We start from the raw sequence: 16,778 nt of genomic DNA on the forward strand, positions 1-16,778 counted from the left end.
ATGAGATGTTTTATTATAATTGAATTATTCTATACCAAAAAGAGCCGATAGGTCTATCGGCTCTTTTTAAGTACATAAGGTTTATCTATTATCCTTTTACTTTATTTTTGAATTTATCAAAATCATTTTCCTTGACTTCTTTTGGCCAAGAGTTATTTGATGTATCAATATCCGCTGTTTCCAATTTTGGGTCTACTTTAATAGAAACAATTTCTTTTTCTGAAGCAATGGCCTTACTCACTTCATTATCATTATATCTCCAAATTTGAGCAGGATATGTTTCTGTTTTTGATGTACCATCAGCATAAGTAAACTCAACAATAATTGGCATTACCAATCCTCCTGGTTTTTCAAATGTGATATCATAAAAATACTTTGGTTGTTTAATGTTTTTACGTTCCTCTTCAGTGAAATTATCCATCATGTACTCTTTTAATGATGGTGAATTATCAGCAGATGTTCCTTTACGTAATTTTTCATTGAACTCTTCGCTACCTTCTTCAACAAGATATACCCAATTTAAATCTTCTAGATTTAAGTCTCTACTTTCAGCATAATTCTTTGCATATTGGTTAGGTTCAGAAGATACATAGTACTTTTTCACTTCTTTAAGACCTACATCTACCCAATCAGTAGAATAGAACCATCCTCTCCAATACCAATCTAAATCAAATGCCGAAGCATCTTCCATTGTACGGAAAAAGTCTTCAGGAGTTGGGTGCTTAAACATCCAACGGTTCGCATATTCTTTAAATGCATAGTCAAATAATTCGCGACCCATTACTGTTTCTCTCAAGATATTCAAGGCTGTAGCTGGTTTTCCGTAGGCATTATTCCCAAATTGATAGGTATTTAACCCTTTAGTCATAATTGGAGCAATTCTATCTTGGTTTCCTCCCATATATCTTGTGATTTTTTTTGCTGGCCCACGACGAGATGGGTATGCATCATCACTTGCAGACAATGCCGTTGGATACCACTCACCAAAATCTTGCTCAGCTACATATTGCATAAACGTATTTAAACCTTCATCCATCCATGTCCATTGACGCTCATCACTATTTATAATCATTGGAAAGAAGTTATGTCCAACCTCATGAATAATCACACTCATCATACCATATTTTGTGCGATCGTCATACTTTCCATTCTCATCTGGACGACCATAGTTCCAACAAATCATAGGATATTCCATCCCTTGACGTCTTGCATGAACAGAAATCGCTTTATGATATGGATAATCAAAAGTCATACGAGAGTATGATTTTAAAGTACTTGCTACAGCTTTGGTAGACCATTGTTCCCAAAGTGGATTTCCTTCTTTAGAATACAGAGATACAGCCATCACGTCTTTGTTTCCAATCTTAACAGCCATCATATCCCAGATATACTTTCTTGACGTTGCAAAACCAAAGTCCCTTACATTTTCAGCATAAAGTTTCCATGTATTTTTCTTTTTAGAACGTCCTTTTTCTCTTACTTCTGCTTCTGCTTGTGTTGAAACAATCACAGGCTCATCATATGATTTCTTAGCCTTTTCGTAGCGTTTCATCATATCGCTTGAGAATACGTCTTTTCTATTCATTAAGCGCCCTGTACCATCTAATAAGTGATCTGAAGGCACTGTAATATTAACTTCAAAGTTTCCAAATGGTAATGCAAATTCATCACGTCCCCAAAACTGTGAGTTTTGCCAACCTTCAACATCGTTATAAACTGCCATTCTTGGGTAGAACTGAGCAATCACATAGTTTCTATTTCCATCAGGAAACAATTCGTAACCCGAACGTCCACCATCTGTAACATGATTATTCACTTGGTACCACCATTTGATTTTAAAAGAAAATTGATCCCCCGTTTTCATTGGCTGTGGCAATTCTACTCGCATCATCGTTTGATTAATCATGTGTGGTAAATCACTTCCATTTGTTGCGGTGACGCTTTCGACATTAAAACCTCCATCAAAGCGTTCAGACATATATGAAGATGAAAATCTAGAAGCAGACATCGCAGGTGTTATTCTACTCGAATTGATATCTTTTGAAGGTGAATCTTTTTGTCTTACATTTTGATCTAATTGAACCCATAGGTAGCTCAATACATCTGGAGAGTTGTTCGTATAAGTAATGGTTTCATTCCCGCTTAAAACAGCTGTTTCATCGTCAATTTCAATATCCATTTTGTAGTCTGCTTGCTGTTGGTAGTAAGCTGGACCTGGAGCACCAGAACCTGTTCTATACATGTTTGGTGTTGAAAATTCATCATAGAGCTGCTTAAACTTATTCTGGTTAACATGACCAGATTGAGGCTCTTGTTCTTGTGCAACGACATTTAGCGAAATAAATGCAATGGACAAACAAAGGTATTTTAGTAATTTCATAGCTATTATTAAAGGTTGAGTTATTTAAAATTTAGGTATTGATTTCTATCATCTTTGGTGAATATTAAGTTATTCACTTTCGAATTTATTTTTGTTTTAATGACGTTTTTTTGCTTCGGAAATTTATCAAAAAGTATCGTATTACTGACTTCTATGGTTGTAATCTTATCGATATTTTCAATTTCTAGATAACACACCACAACATCATTATCATACTCTTTACCAATATAACTGAAGCCAACGTCTTTAGTATTAATCTTAATCTCTATCTTTTGATTTAAGTATTTCTTGACATAGTCATCAACCATTGGTTTTTCGTCAATATTTGTCATCTTGATGTTTTTGTCATAGCGCTCTTGAAGTGTGAGCTCAAAATCGGAAATATCAATTCTGCTAATAATTTGGACTACTTTTTTCTCTTTTACATAGTTCAATTGCGTAACACTCACATAATATTTATGAGCAGAAGACATAAAAAGAGGAAATATAAGAGCAAGTAAAGTGAGCTTTAATAAGTTCATATTAATCAATAAGTCGCAAAAATAGCTCTTTTATGAAAGATATTATTCTTAAAAAGTGTTAATAAATGCAATCTACTGTTAAGTCCTAATTTTTTGTTGGCTCTTCATTATCTGTGTAGAGATATAATTTTTGGAGTAAAAACTCATAGATTCTAAAACTGTTGTAGTCTATACAAAGTGTTGGAAAGTTTGGGTCTTCGGCTACATAATAAAAAAACTCGGTTTTTAAGTGCTCTTCAATCTCGTAGTCGACAAAAAGCATATTTGAAAATTCAAAGATCACTTTTTGTATGCATTTGTCTTGTTTTTCTAGCTTAACTGCTTGCTTTAATTTCTTAGTGCGTCCCGAAATTTTATTCAAGATTTTATGAATATTAATCCCAACATATAAAGGTGCAATAACTATCGATCTACCAGCATCTGCATCATAGAGTTTACGCTCCCTTTGAGTTTTCGGTTTACCAGTGTAACCAGGGATACCAACATCGTAGAAATTGATATCCCGCTTGGCATCGCTATTTTCGATATCAGACATTAAATCACCTGTTAATACCTTTCCAACGACAACCTCATCTAATTCGTTGACACGATCGGTAAGTGAAACAGATATAAATTTCATTGCTAAATTGGTTTTAGAAACCACAATCTTTTGAGGCGTATATTGAATACTGGAAATAAAAATAGTATCGTTGAGTTTTGCAGGAATTTCAAACTCGCCATTGTCGTTAGTAATGGTGAATTTTTGCGCAGTGATATTGAGTATGTGTATGCTTCCCAAATCTGAACTTGCTGTAACTTTTCCTTTTAAGTCAATTGATTGGGCATTACAAATCCAACAATTAAATATTGCTACGGTTATATATAATATAGGTCTAATCTTCTTCAATTTGTAATTTAAATTCTTTGAGCTTTTCTTTTAAAAACTCAAGCATTTCGAATTCTTTATTAGATTTACTCAATGGCAAAAACTTAGAATCGTAAGAACTAAAATAAAAAAATTCCCTTTGTTTAGTGAGATTTAATGAATCTTTCTCAAAAAGAAGCTTAGAATACTTTGCCATAGCTTCATCTGTAGCTAAGTTAAGTTCATCACGTTTTACTTGTTCTTTTAGACGTTTTGTTCGTCCTGAAATCCAATTAACCAAAGGGTTTAACGGAATTAAACCTCCACCACTTTTAGCTTCATAAACACGTCTTTCACTTTGCGTCATTCTTGGTCCAGTATACCCTGGTATGCCTACATCGTAAAAATTAACATCTCTTTTAACCTCGCTATTTTCGATATCAGACATTAAATAACCTGTCAATACTTTTCCGACGACAACCTGATCAAGTACGTTTATTTGGTCTTCAAGATTAACCGTAACTTCTTTGGTTTGCATGATGATATCTGAAACTACAAACTCTTTTGGTTCATATTGAATTCCTGAAACCATAATCGTATCATTCTGTTTTGCAGGAATGACAAACACACCTTTATCATTGGTAATCGTAAACCTACTCGCTGTTTTATTGATGATATGAATTCCAACCAAATCACCTTTTGCGACAATTCTACCTGTAATTTCTTGAGTTTGTGCTAATGCTTCCGAAGAAAAAAGCACAAGGAAAAAAAATAATAAAAATTTAATCTTTATCACTCTTGACCTTTAGGAATTCCTGACTTTTTTCATAAAGAACTTCCAAAAACTCTAATTCATTTCCATAGTTTAATAAAGAAAAATCAAAATTCTTATCTTCTTCTACATACTGAATAAACTCTTCAACGCGATGTTCTGGTATTTTGAAATTGTCGATAATAAACTCTGACCCAAAATAATATTTAACAGAACTCACAGGAACATCTGGAATTCCAGCTGCCTTTTTATCTTTTACTTTACTTCTAAATAAGGGAAGTAGCAATTGATCGACAACATTTACAATATCCAAACCGTTGACCATAGTTTGGGATTGGGAATGCATGGATTCGTTAATCGCTTTAGAGCGATTATCATCTGCAAACACATATTCGTCGCTTTTCTTAATTCCGAAGTACAAAGCATCTAGCTTTGGGTTAAAGGTTTTTACTGAATTTATGTCGGTTTTCAATTCCCCCTCAAGTCCTTTGGTTAGAACTAAAACCTCATCAAGTTTATTGATTTCTTCAATCAAAAAAACACGTATTCGCTTAGATTTTATAATGGCTTCACTTACCTGTAAATCAAAATTTTGGTATTGCAGCGCTCTAAACTCGATAAAATCGTTTACGGTGGCTTCTATGGCAAATTCTCCATTTTCATTAGTAATCACACCTTTGTTAGAAGAGGTATTAAATACCGTGATACCTTCTACATCATCACCTTCTACAATGATTTTTCCATCAACCTTTACACGCTTTATATCTTGTGAAGCTGACAATAAAGAAAAAAAGGCTATGCATAAGAGTAGTAGTTTTTTCATAGTTGATATTTTGTTTAGTAAAGAAATGATTTGAAACCTTAATTTATTAATAAAGCCTATCTAAACTTTTGTTAAATTATACTTATCCTTAAATTTACAATAAATTACGACCAATGAAAAAAATTATTATAGCCAGTACATCAACAATACATGAAGGAGAACCTCTAGATTACTTGTTAGAGGAATTAGAAATATTTTTTAAAAATACTTCAGAAATCTTATTTATTCCCTACGCTAGACCTAGTGGAATAACTCATGATGAATATACTTCAAGAATCAAAACCGTATTTCAAAAAATAAACAAGACTGTCGTTGGAATTCACGAATTTGATAATCCAAGAGATGCAATCTCACAAGCAAAAGGAATATTTACAGGGGGAGGAAACACCTTTGTTTTAGTGAACCAACTCTACAAAAACAATCTCATTGATGTCGTAAAAACTGCCATAAAAAACGGAACACCTTATCTTGGCACAAGTGCTGGAAGTAATATTTGTGGTCTCACGGTAAATACAACCAATGATATGCCTATTGTGTATCCTCCAAGTTTTAAAACCTTTGGTTTTGTGCCTTTCAATATTAATCCGCACTATCTGGATCCAGATCCTAATAGCAAGCATATGGGAGAGACAAGAGAAACGCGTATCCAAGAGTTTCATAAATTCAATACGCAACCTGTTATTGGTATTCGAGAAGGAAGTTGGCTGGAAGTAAATGGAGATTCTATTGTTTTAAAAGGAACTCTTGATGCTCGTATTTTTAAATATGATAAAGCTCCTTATGAGGTTAGTACTGGAGCTGACTTAAGTGCATTAAAATAAAAAAGCTTCATCGATTAAGACAAAGCTATGAGAGCGAGAGACCGGGTTCGAACCGGCGACATTCAGCTTGGAAGGCTGACGCTCTACCAACTGAGCTACTCTCGCATTCTACATGCAAAGATAAAGTATCTTTTTTTATTGAAATGGAAATTTATAATTTTTTAAGGAAGTGATATCCTAAAATTTCAAAACCTTCATTGTAGTAAAACTTATGTGACGGATAATTCTGCACATAAGTATTAAGCTCAACGATATTACAGTCTTTGGTTTTTAAATAGTCATAAATCCAATTTAAAAACTGTTTCCCTAGACCTCTGTTGCGATACTCATCATCAATATACACATGGTCAATCTCAACAGTTTTCCCTGCATAATGCCGTGTACAAAACCACATACCTGAAACCCCAATTAACGTTTCATCATCATAAACCACGGCACACTCGTAATTTTGAGTCACCATTTCAGCAAAACGTTCTTTTAAAATAGCTTCGGAAAATTTATGTTCTGTCAATTTCTGTATTAACGGAATAATCGAATTAATCTTTGAGGGTTCTAGGAGTTTAAACTGAAATGACATTGTATGAATTTTGAAGTGAAGATAATTATTTTGGTTAAGTTTGAGAAGTAAATGTTGGCACGTATTATGTAATAACTAAAATACAATGAACAGACGCCTTTTTTTAAAAACATCTTCACTTGTTAGCCTAGGACTATCTGTATTTCCTGAGTTAGCGTTTCAGGATTCTTCTCATAGTATATCTTACAAGGAACTCATTGGAAAAGGAACTCCTGAAGTATTCGGAAATGGTTACATATTGAGAAAGGAAGCTAGTGATGCGTTTTTAAAATTATCCGCCGAAGCCTTAAAAAGTGACATTCGTATTCAAGTTGTGTCTAGTTATAGAAGCTTTGCTCACCAAAACAGGATTTGGGAACGTAAGTATAAACAAAACACCAACAAGGGCTTAAGTCCAAAAGAAAGTATTAAAAAAATTATTAAATATTCGACAATTCCTGGTACATCACGTCATCATTGGGCAACAGATTTAGACCTCATTGACGCAAATGTGGCACAACCAAGTCATGTTTTGAGTCCGAGTCATTTTGAAGGTGACGGTTGTTTTTCGAAATTTAAGACTTGGATGGATGAATATGCCAACGCATTTGGTTTCTATCTAGTATACACTAACAAGGAAAGCAGAAAAGGTTTCAAATATGAACCATGGCATTATAGCTACAAACCGCTTTCAAAAACCTATTTAGAGCAGTATCAAAAACTAGATTTAAGAACTATTATCATTTCAGAGCAATTAATGGGGTCTGAGCATTTTTCAGAGGAATTCATTACTAACTACCTAAACGATAATATTTTAGATATAAATTCAGAACTTTTGTAAATTTATTGACATTAAGAATTTAATATCATGAGAGGAAGAAATTTTAAAGTAAGATTACTAATCGGTGTTGTTATAGCGCTCTTTTTTGTTATAAAACGCTGTAGTCAACGTGAAGAAAATCCATATACTGGGCGTATGCAGACCATTTCTATGACTTCAAGTGAAGAAATCCAGATTGGTTTAGCTAGTGCACCACAAATGGCACAGCAACATGGAGGATTCCATCCAGATAATCAATACCAAGCTATAGTAGACAATGTTGGTAATTCATTAGTCAATAATAGTATTGCTAGAGAAACACCTTATAAATATGAATTTCATTTGCTTGCAGACCCAAACACTATTAACGCATTTGCATTGCCTGGCGGGCAAGTTTTTATCACCTATGGCCTTTTCTCTAAACTAGAAAATGAAGATCAACTCGCAGGAGTTCTTGGTCACGAAATTGGTCATGTTCTTGGTCGTCACAGTGCTGAACGTATTGCAGAAAGCGAGTACTGGCAAGGACTTGTTACAGCAGGATCTGTTGGAGGTGACGTTGGTGGTTTGGTAAGTGGTATTGGTCAACAAACGTTATTAACAAATGGCAGAGATGATGAATTAGAAAGTGATGATCTAGGAGTGCTTTTTATGCTAAAAGCAGGTTATGATCCTGAGGAAATGATTGGTGTGATGGAAATCTTAAAAGCGGCCGCTGGACCAAATCGTGTTCCTGAAAGAATGAGCACACATCCAGATCCAGAAAATAGAAAAGAAAAAATTAGAGAATCTATTGAAAAACACAAAAACGCGTCATAAATGACGCGTTTTTCTAACTAACTAACTCAAATAATTGGTCTTCTCCAAGACATTATTTATTAAGAATCTAGCTCTTTAATAAAGGCTAGTGCATCTATCGCATTAGACAACTCTGCATACTTTTGTGCAGTCATTCCCTTAGCTGACTTCAAATTTAATTTCGCTCCTTTTTCTACAAGAAGTTTTAAAATATCAAGTCTGTTATATTTTGCTGCATACATCGCAGGTGTTAAACCATTCGATTTTCTGTTGACATCTTGACCTAAGCCAATAAGTTTCTTAACGGTATCAATATCTCCTTTAACAATAGAGATACAAAAAGGGTCAACAACTTTTTTGGTTACGGTTTCGTAAGTTGATGATGTTACAATGTTGTTTGTTGCATTTAAGGTTGTAAATGAAAACCCTAAGGCGATTGCGATAATTACTGCTGTTTTTTTCATGATGAAAGATTTTAAATTAATTGATTTATGTTTTTTGATTATAATAAAGAGACGACATAATTTTAAAAGTGTTACACAAAAAAATGTTTAATAACATTTTTTTAACTGTTTGTGATCAAATCTGTTAATAGTATCTTAAATAAAAACTCGGTGTTAACACTAAGTAAACCTTATTTTAATCCACTCTTAATTTTTGATATTTTGCAAAGTCATTTATATGATATACAGTATTAAACTTTTATCTTTGGTTTTCTAACTCAGAGAAAATGAATAAAAAAGTAATTTTAATGATTCTTGATGGTTGGGGTATGTCTCCAGATCCAAAAGTTTCTGCTATTGATAATGCTAAAACGCCATTTATAGACTCCCTATATCATAACTATTCTGATGCTACCTTAAGAACCGATGGTTTACATGTTGGATTGCCAGAAGGGCAAATGGGTAATAGTGAAGTTGGTCATATGAATTTAGGAGCGGGGAGAATCGTATATCAAGATTTGGTTAAAGTAAACTTAGCCGTAAAAAACAATACGCTAAAAGATGAGCAAGTACTTATAGATGCATTCAACTATGCAAAGAACAATAATAAACCTATTCATTTTCTAGGCTTAGTTAGTGATGGAGGCGTGCACTCTCATATTAATCATCTGTTTGGATTAATTGATTTTGCAAATGATTTTGGAATACAAAACTCATATGTCCATGGATTTACAGATGGTAGAGATGTAGATCCTAAATCTGGATTAGGGTTCATCACTTCTTTGGAAAACCATATTAAAAATACGAATACAAAATTGGCTTCTGTAACAGGTAGATATTACGCCATGGATAGAGATAAGCGTTGGGAACGTATAAAATTAGCCTATGATGCTTTAGTTAATGGTATAGGAGAACAATCACATTCGGCGACAGAATCTATTGAAAATAGTTATCACAACAATGTCACTGATGAATTTATCCAACCCATCATTAGGGTCGATGACAACAATCAACCTATTGCTAAAATACAAGATGGAGATGTGGTTGTATTCTTTAATTTTAGAACCGATCGTGGTCGCGAATTAACCGAAGCACTTTCCCAAAATGATTTCCATGAGCAGAATATGCACAAACTCAATTTGCATTATGTAACTCTAACCAATTATGACGACTCTTATAAAGGCATTAATGTCGTTTTTAATAAAGACAACCTTTCGGAAACTTTAGGTGAAGTTTTAGAGCGACACAACAAAACACAAATTAGAATTGCCGAAACTGAAAAGTATCCACATGTGACCTTTTTCTTTTCTGGCGGACAAGAAGAACCTTTTAAAGGTGAAAGCCGAATTTTAAGAAATTCACCAAAAGTAGCCACCTACGATTTAAAACCAGAAATGAGTGCTTACGAATTAACAGATGCACTCATAACTGAATTAAAAAAAGGAGATGTTGACTTTGTCTGTTTAAATTTTGCCAATGGTGATATGGTTGGCCATACAGGTGTTATGGAAGCTGCTATTAAGGCCTGTGAAGCTGTTGATGAGTGCGTGAAAGCCGTAATTGAAGTCGCTTTAGATAATGACTATTCTACCATTCTCATTGCAGATCATGGGAATTGTGAAACCATGATTAATCCAGACGGTTCACCAAATACTGCACATACAACGAATCCAGTTCCAGTGATTTTGATTGATAAAGACAAACCTGTAATCAAAGATGGTGTTCTAGGTGATATTGCTCCAACCATATTAAAACTTATGGGCATTGAGCAACCAAAAGCTATGACGCAAAAACCTTTAGTCTAATTGATTATGAAAAATTGTATTTTTGAAACATCACAAAAATTAGCAAATGAATTTTCAAGATAAACTAGTCATTGCCATTGATTTTGACGGCACCATTGTTGAAGACGCCTATCCCAAAGTTGGTAAAGCTCGTATTTTTGCATTTGAAACCATGAAGCGATTACAACAAGATGGCCATCGTCTTATTCTTTGGACATACAGAAGTGGTGAAAAATTAGAAGATGCTGTAACGTTTTGTGAAAATAACGGTATCAAGTTCTATGCTGTTAATCATAGTTTTCCAGAAGAAAAATATGATAACTCCGTAAGTAGAAAAATCTACGCAGATATCTATATCGATGATAGAAATATTGGCGGAGTTTTAGGTTGGGGGGAAGTATACCAAATGATTACTAATGAAGAACCAAATATAAAATCGGCATCACAAAAAAAAGGATTCTTTTCATTTTTAAAGCGATAAACGCTAACCTCCAATGAGCTCAAAATAGGTTTTATCGATATGTTCTCTATGATCGGGATGAGCAATCTCAACCAAAGCTTTTACACGCTGTTTAATTGTCTTTCCATACAAATTAGCCACTCCATATTCTGTGACTACATAATGCACATGAGATCGTGTTGTCACTACGCCTGCTCCTTGTTTTAAAGAAGGAACTATTCGACTAATTCCTTTGCGTGTTGTTGATGGTAATGCAATAATTGCTTTACCACCTTCACTTAATGAAGCACCTCTTATAAAATCCATTTGACCACCAACACCTGAATACATATGAGGACCAATAGAGTCTGCACACACTTGACCTGTAACATCCACTTCTATCGCAGAATTTATTGCTACCATTTTGGGGTTTTGTTTAATTATAGAGACATCGTTGGTGTAATTGGAAGCTCTCATTTCTACAAACGGATTATCATCAACATAATCATACAAACGTTTAGAACCCATCAAAAATGTGGTTAATGCTCGTCCGCGATTAATTCCTTTGTAATTCCCATTGATGACATCATTTAAAATTAAATCAATGACACCATCAGAAAACATTTCAGTATGTAAACCTAAATCTTTATGATTTGTCAATCTAGACAATACAGCATTAGGAATACTCCCAATTCCCATTTGTAAGGTACTTCGGTCTTCAATTAAATTGGCTACTAAACCACCTATCTCGTCTTCAATTTCATTTGGTTCGGCAATATGATGGGTTGGCAATGGTTCGTTAGACTCTACGAAGTAATCGATTTCAGATACATGGATAATTCCAGCACCATGTGTTCTAGGCATGTACTTATTAACTTGAGCGATTACATACTTAGCATTATCAATAGCCGCAAGTGTAGCTTCAACCGAAACACCTAAAGAACAGTAACCATGTCTATCAGGAACAGATACTTGTATTAAAGTAACATCTAAGTCAATAATGTTTCGTTTAAATAATAATGGCAATTCACTTAAAAACACGGGTGTATATGATCCATTCCCTGCTTTTAAAGTATGTCTTACGTTCTTTCCTATGAAAAAAGAATTCACATGAAAACTATCACTTAGCTCTGGATTAGCATATGGTGCTTCGCCTTCGGTATGCAATTGACACACCTCAACATTTCTCAATTCTTCATGCCTTGAAGTCATTGCTTTAATAAGTGCTTGAGGCGCTGCTGCAGCAGCTTGAATATAAACTCTATTATTTGATGAAATGACTTTTACTGCTTCTTCTGCGGTTACCGATTTATACATGATTCTTTAGCTTTATTATGACACAAAATTACAGTAGAATTTAAACATAAAAACTGTCAAATATCATATTTCAGCAAATAAGAATTACATTTTAATTTTAAGTATCTTTGCCCATATTTTTTTTAAAGATGATTATAGCTAAAACAAGAGAAGAAATTGAGTTAATGCGCCAAAGTGCATTGGTAGTTTCAAAAACTTTAGGCATGCTTGCCAAAGAAGTTAAAGAAGGTGTTACTACAATGCAATTAGACAAACTAGCAGAAGATTTTATTAGAGCTCAAGGTGCTTTACCTGGCTTTTTGGGGTTATATGATTGCCCGTCAACATTATTATGTAGTGTTAATGAAGCCGTAGTTCACGGTTTACCAACAGATATTCCGCTTAAAGATGGTGATATTGTTTCTATAGATTGCGGTGCCTTAATGAATGATTTTTACGGAGATCATGCCTATACTTTTGAAATTGGAGACGTTGCTCCAGAAACCAAAAAATTGGTTCAGGTGACTAAAGAATCATTGTATGTGGGTATACGAGAATTAAGAATTGGGAATCGTGTTGGTGATGTTGGTTATGCCATTCAACAACATTGTGAAGCTCATGGATATGGTGTTGTTAGAGAGCTAGTAGGTCATGGCTTAGGTCGCAAAATGCATGAAGATCCTGAAATGCCTAACTATGGTCGCAGAGGTCGCGGAAAGAAATTTATTGAAGGCATGGTCGTTGCAATTGAGCCTATGATTAATGGTGGAACTCACAAAGTGAAGCAACTCAAAGACGGCTGGACGATTGTTACTCAAGACGAAAAACCTAGTGTGCATTTTGAACACGATATTGCGATTTTAGATGGTAAACCTGAGATACTTTCAACCTTTGCCTACGTACATGAAGCTCTTGGCATAACGTCTACTGAAGAAGATGAATTTAGAAAAGAAGCATTTGTAATATAATGGATTTTGAAATTTCAAATATTCCTCAAAGAGAAATCATAACTGGTTTTAAAGCACGATTTATTCATAGTGAACATACGACAACCGCTTTTTGGGAAGTTGAAGCTGGAGCCGAATTACATCTGCACGCTCATATACATGAACAAATTTCGATAGTTACAGAAGGTCAATTTCAAATGACAATAGATAACATCACTAAGGTTTACTCTTCAGGCATGATAGTTATTATACCTTCTAATATTGAACATTCAGGAAAAGCGCTAACTGCTTGTAAGATTACAGATGTGTTTTCTCCTGTAAGAGAAGATTATAAATAGTGAAAAAACTGTTCAAAATAATATTAAACACCATTCCTAGACCTATATTAATAAGGTTGAGCTATGTGGCTCGTCCTATTCTGGCATTTTTTTTAAGAGGTAAGAAATTTATAGATCCAATAGACGGTACAGGTTTTAGAAGCTTTTTACCTTATGGTTATGGGAATCAACGTAACAACGTATTATCACCATCGACACTAAGTTTAGAACGTCACAGATTATTATGGTTGTACTTAAAGGCGGAAACCGATTTTTTCTCTTCGGAAATTTCAACTGAAAGAAAAAATATTCTTCATTTTGCTCCTGAACAATGCTTTTTGAAACGTTTTAAAAAACTGAAACATATTGATTACACAACAACCGATTTAGAATCGCCTATTGCTGATGTTAAAGCAGACATCTGTAACCTCCCTTTTGAAGACAATTGCTATGATGTTATTTTGTGTAATCATGTATTAGAACATATACCAGAGGACACTAAAGCTATGCAAGAATTGTATCGTGTTTTAAAACCTGGAGGTTATGGTATATTTCAAATCCCGCAAGATCTTTCAAGGGAATTTACGTTTGAAGACGATACGATTACAGACAGAAAAGAGCGCGCCAAAATCTTTGGGCAATATGATCATGTTCGTGTGTATGGTCGTGACTATTTTGATAAACTTCGCCGTATCGGATTTAAAGTAGATGAAGTGGATTACACAGCCCATCTTTCCAAAGAAGATATTGAAAAATACTGTTTGGCTAAAGGTGAAATTATTCCTGTGGTTTACAAATAAAAAAAGCTGAACTACATATATTTAGAACAACTTTTATAGTAAAGATTAATCGCACTTATAAGACACTATATATTTTAAAAAGGCACAAAAAATTATTCAGGGAAGTTATTCAAGTTTAAGGTTTCAATTTCGTTGGTATCATTTTCGAAAATGATAAATACCTTCAGTTCTGGATATGAATTCAAAAACGTTTTAACCTTCTCTATTCCCATAGCTTGAAACGCAGTCGCATAGGCATCTGCTGTCATACAATCTTCAGTAATCACAGAGACACTCAAAATATTGGTTTTGGTAGGATATCCTGTTTTGGCATTAATGATATGTGCATATCGATTTCCATTGTTATCAGTTTTAAACTTTCTATAGGTTCCAGAAGTTGCCATAGCTTCATCTTTCAAACTTATCGCTTTATAAACGGATTGACCACCATCAAAACGAGGTTCATCCAAACCAACGCGCCAAGGTGTATCTTTCTCTATATTTTTACCTCTAACTCGTATTTCTCCGCCTATTTCAACGAGACAATTCTCAACACCTTTACTTTTAAGAAATTCTACAATCACGTCAACTCCATAACCCTTGGCAATGGCATTAAACTCTAGATAGGTACCTTTGGATTTATTTAATTTAAAACCAGATTTATCGTAAATTGGATAAACTTTATCTAGGCCCACAAAACGCATCAAACTATCAATGGTTGTACTATCAGTCAAAATTTTATTTTTATCCGCTCCAAAACTCCATGCATTAACGACATTCCCAATTGTTGGATCAAATGCGCCTTCGGTAGTTTTAAAAATTTCGATAGAAGTTAAAAATACTTTTGCAAAATGCTGATCTAAAATCACATCTTCATTTCTATTTAATTTTGAAATATCTGAATCCGGAATATAAGTCGACATCGATTGATTCATTACAGCAAATAAACTATCAAATTGCTTGGTATAATTAATTTCAGAATCATATATCGCTGAGTAAGCTGTTCCAAAAACCGGTCCTGACAATTTTGTGTTTTCAATTTCTAAAACTTCGTTTTTAGGTGCTTCTTTACACGAGTACAAAACAATTAGGATTAATACTATTGAGAGTTGTTTCATTTAATTAAGATTAGCTTCTATGACTTGAATTCCATTATATTCTATAAGATACTCTTCATCTAAAAAGACTGGTAAATCTTCCCCATTTGGATTTCCTAGTCCAACACCTGCATATAAGACTTTGGCATCTTTCTCAAAGGCATGTTTTTTGAATGTTTCCATCCAAATCACATCATAATTATTAGGGTTTTCAGGAAGCTTCACAGCTCTAACAATAACAAAAAAATATTGACTTTTTTTATCAATACACACAAATTGAGGGTGCCGTTTTAATTTACTGTTAATCGCTACAAACTCGAAGCCACGTTGCTCTAAATCTTTTCCAACATGATTCATGGCAAGGTTATGAAGTTCTTGTGCTGTTAAGGGTTTACTCATTGTGCAAAGATACGAACTTGCTATTTAAACCTTGCAAACTTTGAACTACTAAACGTATAATTAGAGACTGGAATAACAGCATCTTTTTTAAGTGGATACCAAGGTGAAATCTCAGAATCTTCGAGGTTTTTCACCAAATGCACACTTTGAGCTGGTGTATTCCCTTGAAACAACAAAAACAACTGTTCGCCTTTCTCATTGACTACGGCATCACAGACCATAACGATGTGTCCTGGAGAACCGCCTTTGATAAGCATATCGCCAATTTTCAAATCTTTATCATCAATAGATTTAAGTTCATTAAAAAGTGATAACGTGCCTGAATACATATAGATTAAGTTCAGGTATTTATAGAAGTTTTCTTCCGAATGATTAGTCCTTGCTGTTCTACTAAAAGTTACTTTATTGCCTGATATTTTTGGACGATAGCCTTCTGCATATTTTTGCCATGAGCAGTAGTGACCAGAAGTGAAATTAAAGCCTATTTCATCTTTTCTATTATATTTCCATAGGTATTCACTTCGTATTCTAATCAATGCATCTGCACATTGCTGTAACCCATTTTTAGGAACCGGAACTTCTAAAATCCCTATATGACCACCTTGCCAGAAATATTCAGAATTGTCGTAGTTTATGATTTTTTTTCCGAAAGGTTTTAGTTTGTAATTCCGAAGGTACTCTGCAAAACTTCCGTCTTCGTAAACAACGCGTTTATAACCTTCAGGCACGTTAACTCTTGATTTTATTGTCAAGCTGTCTTTATTAATAAGACTTGGCGCTTCAACACTTGCTCTGACACTATTAACTACTTTTTTTACTGGCTTCAACTGAAATGCCAAAACTACAAGCGAGGATAGAATTAATAGGGTAAGTACTATTTTTTTCATACGTATCAGAACGTCAAAACATAAGATTTGTTATACAGTGAATAAAAAAGTGTAA

General features: G+C 34.1%; 19 protein-coding genes and 1 tRNA gene. 8 read left to right on the top strand and 12 right to left on the bottom strand.

Going from position 1 to position 16,778, the window contains the following annotated elements; genetic code table 11:
* Positions 1-88: 88 nt before the first annotated feature.
* The 5 genes from V7719_RS16050 to V7719_RS16070 form a co-directional block, all read right to left on the bottom strand.
* The gene (locus V7719_RS16050; protein WP_335730960.1) at positions 89-2,380 is read right to left on the bottom strand and encodes a M1 family metallopeptidase; all 2,292 of its coding nucleotides are present in this window, start codon (positions 2,378-2,380) and stop codon (positions 89-91) included.
* A gap of 20 nt (positions 2,381-2,400) precedes the next feature.
* Positions 2,401-2,901 (bottom strand): DUF6702 family protein, encoded by a 501-nt coding sequence (locus V7719_RS16055; RefSeq protein ID WP_335730961.1) that lies wholly within the window; start codon positions 2,899-2,901, stop codon positions 2,401-2,403.
* A gap of 85 nt (positions 2,902-2,986) precedes the next feature.
* Positions 2,987-3,787, bottom strand: a complete 801-nt coding sequence (locus tag V7719_RS16060) for a carboxypeptidase-like regulatory domain-containing protein (protein WP_335730962.1) — start codon at positions 3,785-3,787, stop codon at positions 2,987-2,989.
* The gene (locus V7719_RS16065) at positions 3,774-4,541 is read right to left on the bottom strand and encodes a carboxypeptidase-like regulatory domain-containing protein (RefSeq protein ID WP_335730963.1); all 768 of its coding nucleotides are present in this window, start codon (positions 4,539-4,541) and stop codon (positions 3,774-3,776) included. Before V7719_RS16065 ends, V7719_RS16060 begins: the two co-directional genes overlap by 14 nt.
* Complete coding sequence (locus V7719_RS16070; protein WP_335730964.1) at positions 4,528-5,340, bottom strand: carboxypeptidase-like regulatory domain-containing protein; 813 nt, start codon at positions 5,338-5,340, stop codon at positions 4,528-4,530. Before V7719_RS16070 ends, V7719_RS16065 begins: the two co-directional genes overlap by 14 nt.
* Before the next feature lie 113 nt (positions 5,341-5,453).
* On the opposite strand from V7719_RS16070, the gene pepE reads away from it, so the two are divergent.
* Positions 5,454-6,161 (top strand): dipeptidase PepE, encoded by a 708-nt coding sequence (gene pepE / locus V7719_RS16075; protein ID WP_335730965.1) that lies wholly within the window; start codon positions 5,454-5,456, stop codon positions 6,159-6,161.
* Between the two features lie 32 nt (positions 6,162-6,193).
* Here pepE and V7719_RS16080 read toward each other — a convergent pair.
* Together V7719_RS16080 and V7719_RS16085 are read right to left on the bottom strand one after the other, a co-directional pair.
* Positions 6,194-6,266: transfer RNA gene (locus V7719_RS16080), tRNA-Gly, on the bottom strand.
* Positions 6,267-6,312: 46 nt separating this feature from the next.
* On the bottom strand, positions 6,313-6,738 hold the full coding sequence (locus V7719_RS16085; protein WP_335730966.1) for a GNAT family N-acetyltransferase: 426 nt from the start codon (positions 6,736-6,738) through the stop codon (positions 6,313-6,315).
* Positions 6,739-6,823: 85 nt separating this feature from the next.
* Here V7719_RS16085 and V7719_RS16090 point away from each other — a divergent pair, with 85 nt between their 5' ends.
* Positions 6,824-7,558 (top strand): M15 family metallopeptidase, encoded by a 735-nt coding sequence (locus tag V7719_RS16090; protein WP_335730967.1) that lies wholly within the window; start codon positions 6,824-6,826, stop codon positions 7,556-7,558.
* Between the two features lie 27 nt (positions 7,559-7,585).
* Positions 7,586-8,356, top strand: a complete 771-nt coding sequence (locus tag V7719_RS16095) for a M48 family metalloprotease (RefSeq protein ID WP_335730968.1) — start codon at positions 7,586-7,588, stop codon at positions 8,354-8,356.
* A gap of 59 nt (positions 8,357-8,415) precedes the next feature.
* On the opposite strand, the gene V7719_RS16100 is transcribed toward V7719_RS16095, so the two are convergent.
* Positions 8,416-8,799 (bottom strand): ankyrin repeat domain-containing protein, encoded by a 384-nt coding sequence (locus V7719_RS16100; protein WP_335730969.1) that lies wholly within the window; start codon positions 8,797-8,799, stop codon positions 8,416-8,418.
* Between the two features lie 266 nt (positions 8,800-9,065).
* On the opposite strand from V7719_RS16100, the gene gpmI reads away from it, so the two are divergent.
* Positions 9,066-10,583 carry a 2,3-bisphosphoglycerate-independent phosphoglycerate mutase gene (gene gpmI, locus V7719_RS16105; protein ID WP_335730970.1) on the top strand — a complete coding sequence of 506 codons (1,518 nt, stop codon included), beginning with the start codon at positions 9,066-9,068 and terminating at the stop codon, positions 10,581-10,583.
* A gap of 46 nt (positions 10,584-10,629) precedes the next feature.
* Complete coding sequence (locus tag V7719_RS16110) at positions 10,630-11,043, top strand: BT0820 family HAD-type phosphatase (protein ID WP_335730971.1); 414 nt, start codon at positions 10,630-10,632, stop codon at positions 11,041-11,043.
* Between the two features lie 3 nt (positions 11,044-11,046).
* Here V7719_RS16110 and V7719_RS16115 read toward each other — a convergent pair whose 3' ends face one another.
* Positions 11,047-12,318 (bottom strand): acetyl-CoA hydrolase/transferase family protein, encoded by a 1,272-nt coding sequence (locus V7719_RS16115; protein ID WP_335730972.1) that lies wholly within the window; start codon positions 12,316-12,318, stop codon positions 11,047-11,049.
* Positions 12,319-12,446: 128 nt separating this feature from the next.
* On the opposite strand from V7719_RS16115, the gene map reads away from it, so the two are divergent.
* Genes map through V7719_RS16130 form a run of 3 tightly spaced genes read left to right on the top strand, consistent with a single transcriptional unit; the run spans position 12,447 to position 14,361 of the window.
* Positions 12,447-13,265, top strand: coding sequence for a type I methionyl aminopeptidase (gene map / locus V7719_RS16120; RefSeq protein WP_335730973.1), 819 nt, complete (start codon positions 12,447-12,449; stop codon positions 13,263-13,265).
* Positions 13,265-13,582 carry a cupin domain-containing protein gene (locus V7719_RS16125; protein WP_335730974.1) on the top strand — a complete coding sequence of 106 codons (318 nt, stop codon included), beginning with the start codon at positions 13,265-13,267 and terminating at the stop codon, positions 13,580-13,582. Before map ends, V7719_RS16125 begins: the two co-directional genes overlap by 1 nt.
* Positions 13,582-14,361 carry a class I SAM-dependent methyltransferase gene (locus V7719_RS16130; protein WP_335730975.1) on the top strand — a complete coding sequence of 260 codons (780 nt, stop codon included), beginning with the start codon at positions 13,582-13,584 and terminating at the stop codon, positions 14,359-14,361. Before V7719_RS16125 ends, V7719_RS16130 begins: the two co-directional genes overlap by 1 nt.
* Before the next feature lie 92 nt (positions 14,362-14,453).
* Here the strand turns inward: V7719_RS16130 and V7719_RS16135 are convergent, their stop codons facing one another.
* From V7719_RS16135 to V7719_RS16145, 3 genes are read right to left on the bottom strand one after another with little or no spacing between them, the layout of a single operon-like run.
* Complete coding sequence (locus V7719_RS16135) at positions 14,454-15,458, bottom strand: FAD:protein FMN transferase (RefSeq protein ID WP_335730976.1); 1,005 nt, start codon at positions 15,456-15,458, stop codon at positions 14,454-14,456.
* The gene (locus tag V7719_RS16140; protein WP_335730977.1) at positions 15,459-15,836 is read right to left on the bottom strand and encodes a Na(+)-translocating NADH-quinone reductase subunit F; all 378 of its coding nucleotides are present in this window, start codon (positions 15,834-15,836) and stop codon (positions 15,459-15,461) included.
* A 20-nt stretch (positions 15,837-15,856) separates the two neighbouring features.
* On the bottom strand, positions 15,857-16,723 hold the full coding sequence (locus V7719_RS16145) for a DUF4846 domain-containing protein (RefSeq protein ID WP_335730978.1): 867 nt from the start codon (positions 16,721-16,723) through the stop codon (positions 15,857-15,859).
* Between the last annotated feature and the right edge of the window lie 55 nt (positions 16,724-16,778).

Source organism: Psychroserpens sp. (assembly GCF_036960315.1).
In the GTDB taxonomy this organism is placed as follows: Bacteria; Bacteroidota; Bacteroidia; order Flavobacteriales; family Flavobacteriaceae; genus Psychroserpens.

Excerpts from the sequence above, each read along its gene's own strand:
- V7719_RS16050 (WP_335730960.1), bottom strand. The coding sequence starts at position 2,380 with ATGAAATTACTAAAATACCTTTGTTTGTCCATTGCATTTATTTCGCTA.
- V7719_RS16055 (WP_335730961.1), bottom strand. The coding sequence starts at position 2,901 with ATGAACTTATTAAAGCTCACTTTACTTGCTCTTATATTTCCTCTTTTT.
- V7719_RS16070 (WP_335730964.1), bottom strand. The coding sequence starts at position 5,340 with ATGAAAAAACTACTACTCTTATGCATAGCCTTTTTTTCTTTATTGTCA.
- pepE (WP_335730965.1), top strand. The coding sequence starts at position 5,454 with ATGAAAAAAATTATTATAGCCAGTACATCAACAATACATGAAGGAGAA.
- V7719_RS16085 (WP_335730966.1), bottom strand. The coding sequence starts at position 6,738 with ATGTCATTTCAGTTTAAACTCCTAGAACCCTCAAAGATTAATTCGATT.
- V7719_RS16090 (WP_335730967.1), top strand. The coding sequence starts at position 6,824 with ATGAACAGACGCCTTTTTTTAAAAACATCTTCACTTGTTAGCCTAGGA.
- V7719_RS16095 (WP_335730968.1), top strand. The coding sequence starts at position 7,586 with ATGAGAGGAAGAAATTTTAAAGTAAGATTACTAATCGGTGTTGTTATA.
- V7719_RS16100 (WP_335730969.1), bottom strand. The coding sequence starts at position 8,799 with ATGAAAAAAACAGCAGTAATTATCGCAATCGCCTTAGGGTTTTCATTT.
- gpmI (WP_335730970.1), top strand. The coding sequence starts at position 9,066 with ATGAATAAAAAAGTAATTTTAATGATTCTTGATGGTTGGGGTATGTCT.
- V7719_RS16110 (WP_335730971.1), top strand. The coding sequence starts at position 10,630 with ATGAATTTTCAAGATAAACTAGTCATTGCCATTGATTTTGACGGCACC.
- V7719_RS16115 (WP_335730972.1), bottom strand. The coding sequence starts at position 12,318 with ATGTATAAATCGGTAACCGCAGAAGAAGCAGTAAAAGTCATTTCATCA.
- map (WP_335730973.1), top strand. The coding sequence starts at position 12,447 with ATGATTATAGCTAAAACAAGAGAAGAAATTGAGTTAATGCGCCAAAGT.
- V7719_RS16125 (WP_335730974.1), top strand. The coding sequence starts at position 13,265 with ATGGATTTTGAAATTTCAAATATTCCTCAAAGAGAAATCATAACTGGT.
- V7719_RS16135 (WP_335730976.1), bottom strand. The coding sequence starts at position 15,458 with ATGAAACAACTCTCAATAGTATTAATCCTAATTGTTTTGTACTCGTGT.
- V7719_RS16140 (WP_335730977.1), bottom strand. The coding sequence starts at position 15,836 with ATGAGTAAACCCTTAACAGCACAAGAACTTCATAACCTTGCCATGAAT.
- V7719_RS16145 (WP_335730978.1), bottom strand. The coding sequence starts at position 16,723 with ATGAAAAAAATAGTACTTACCCTATTAATTCTATCCTCGCTTGTAGTT.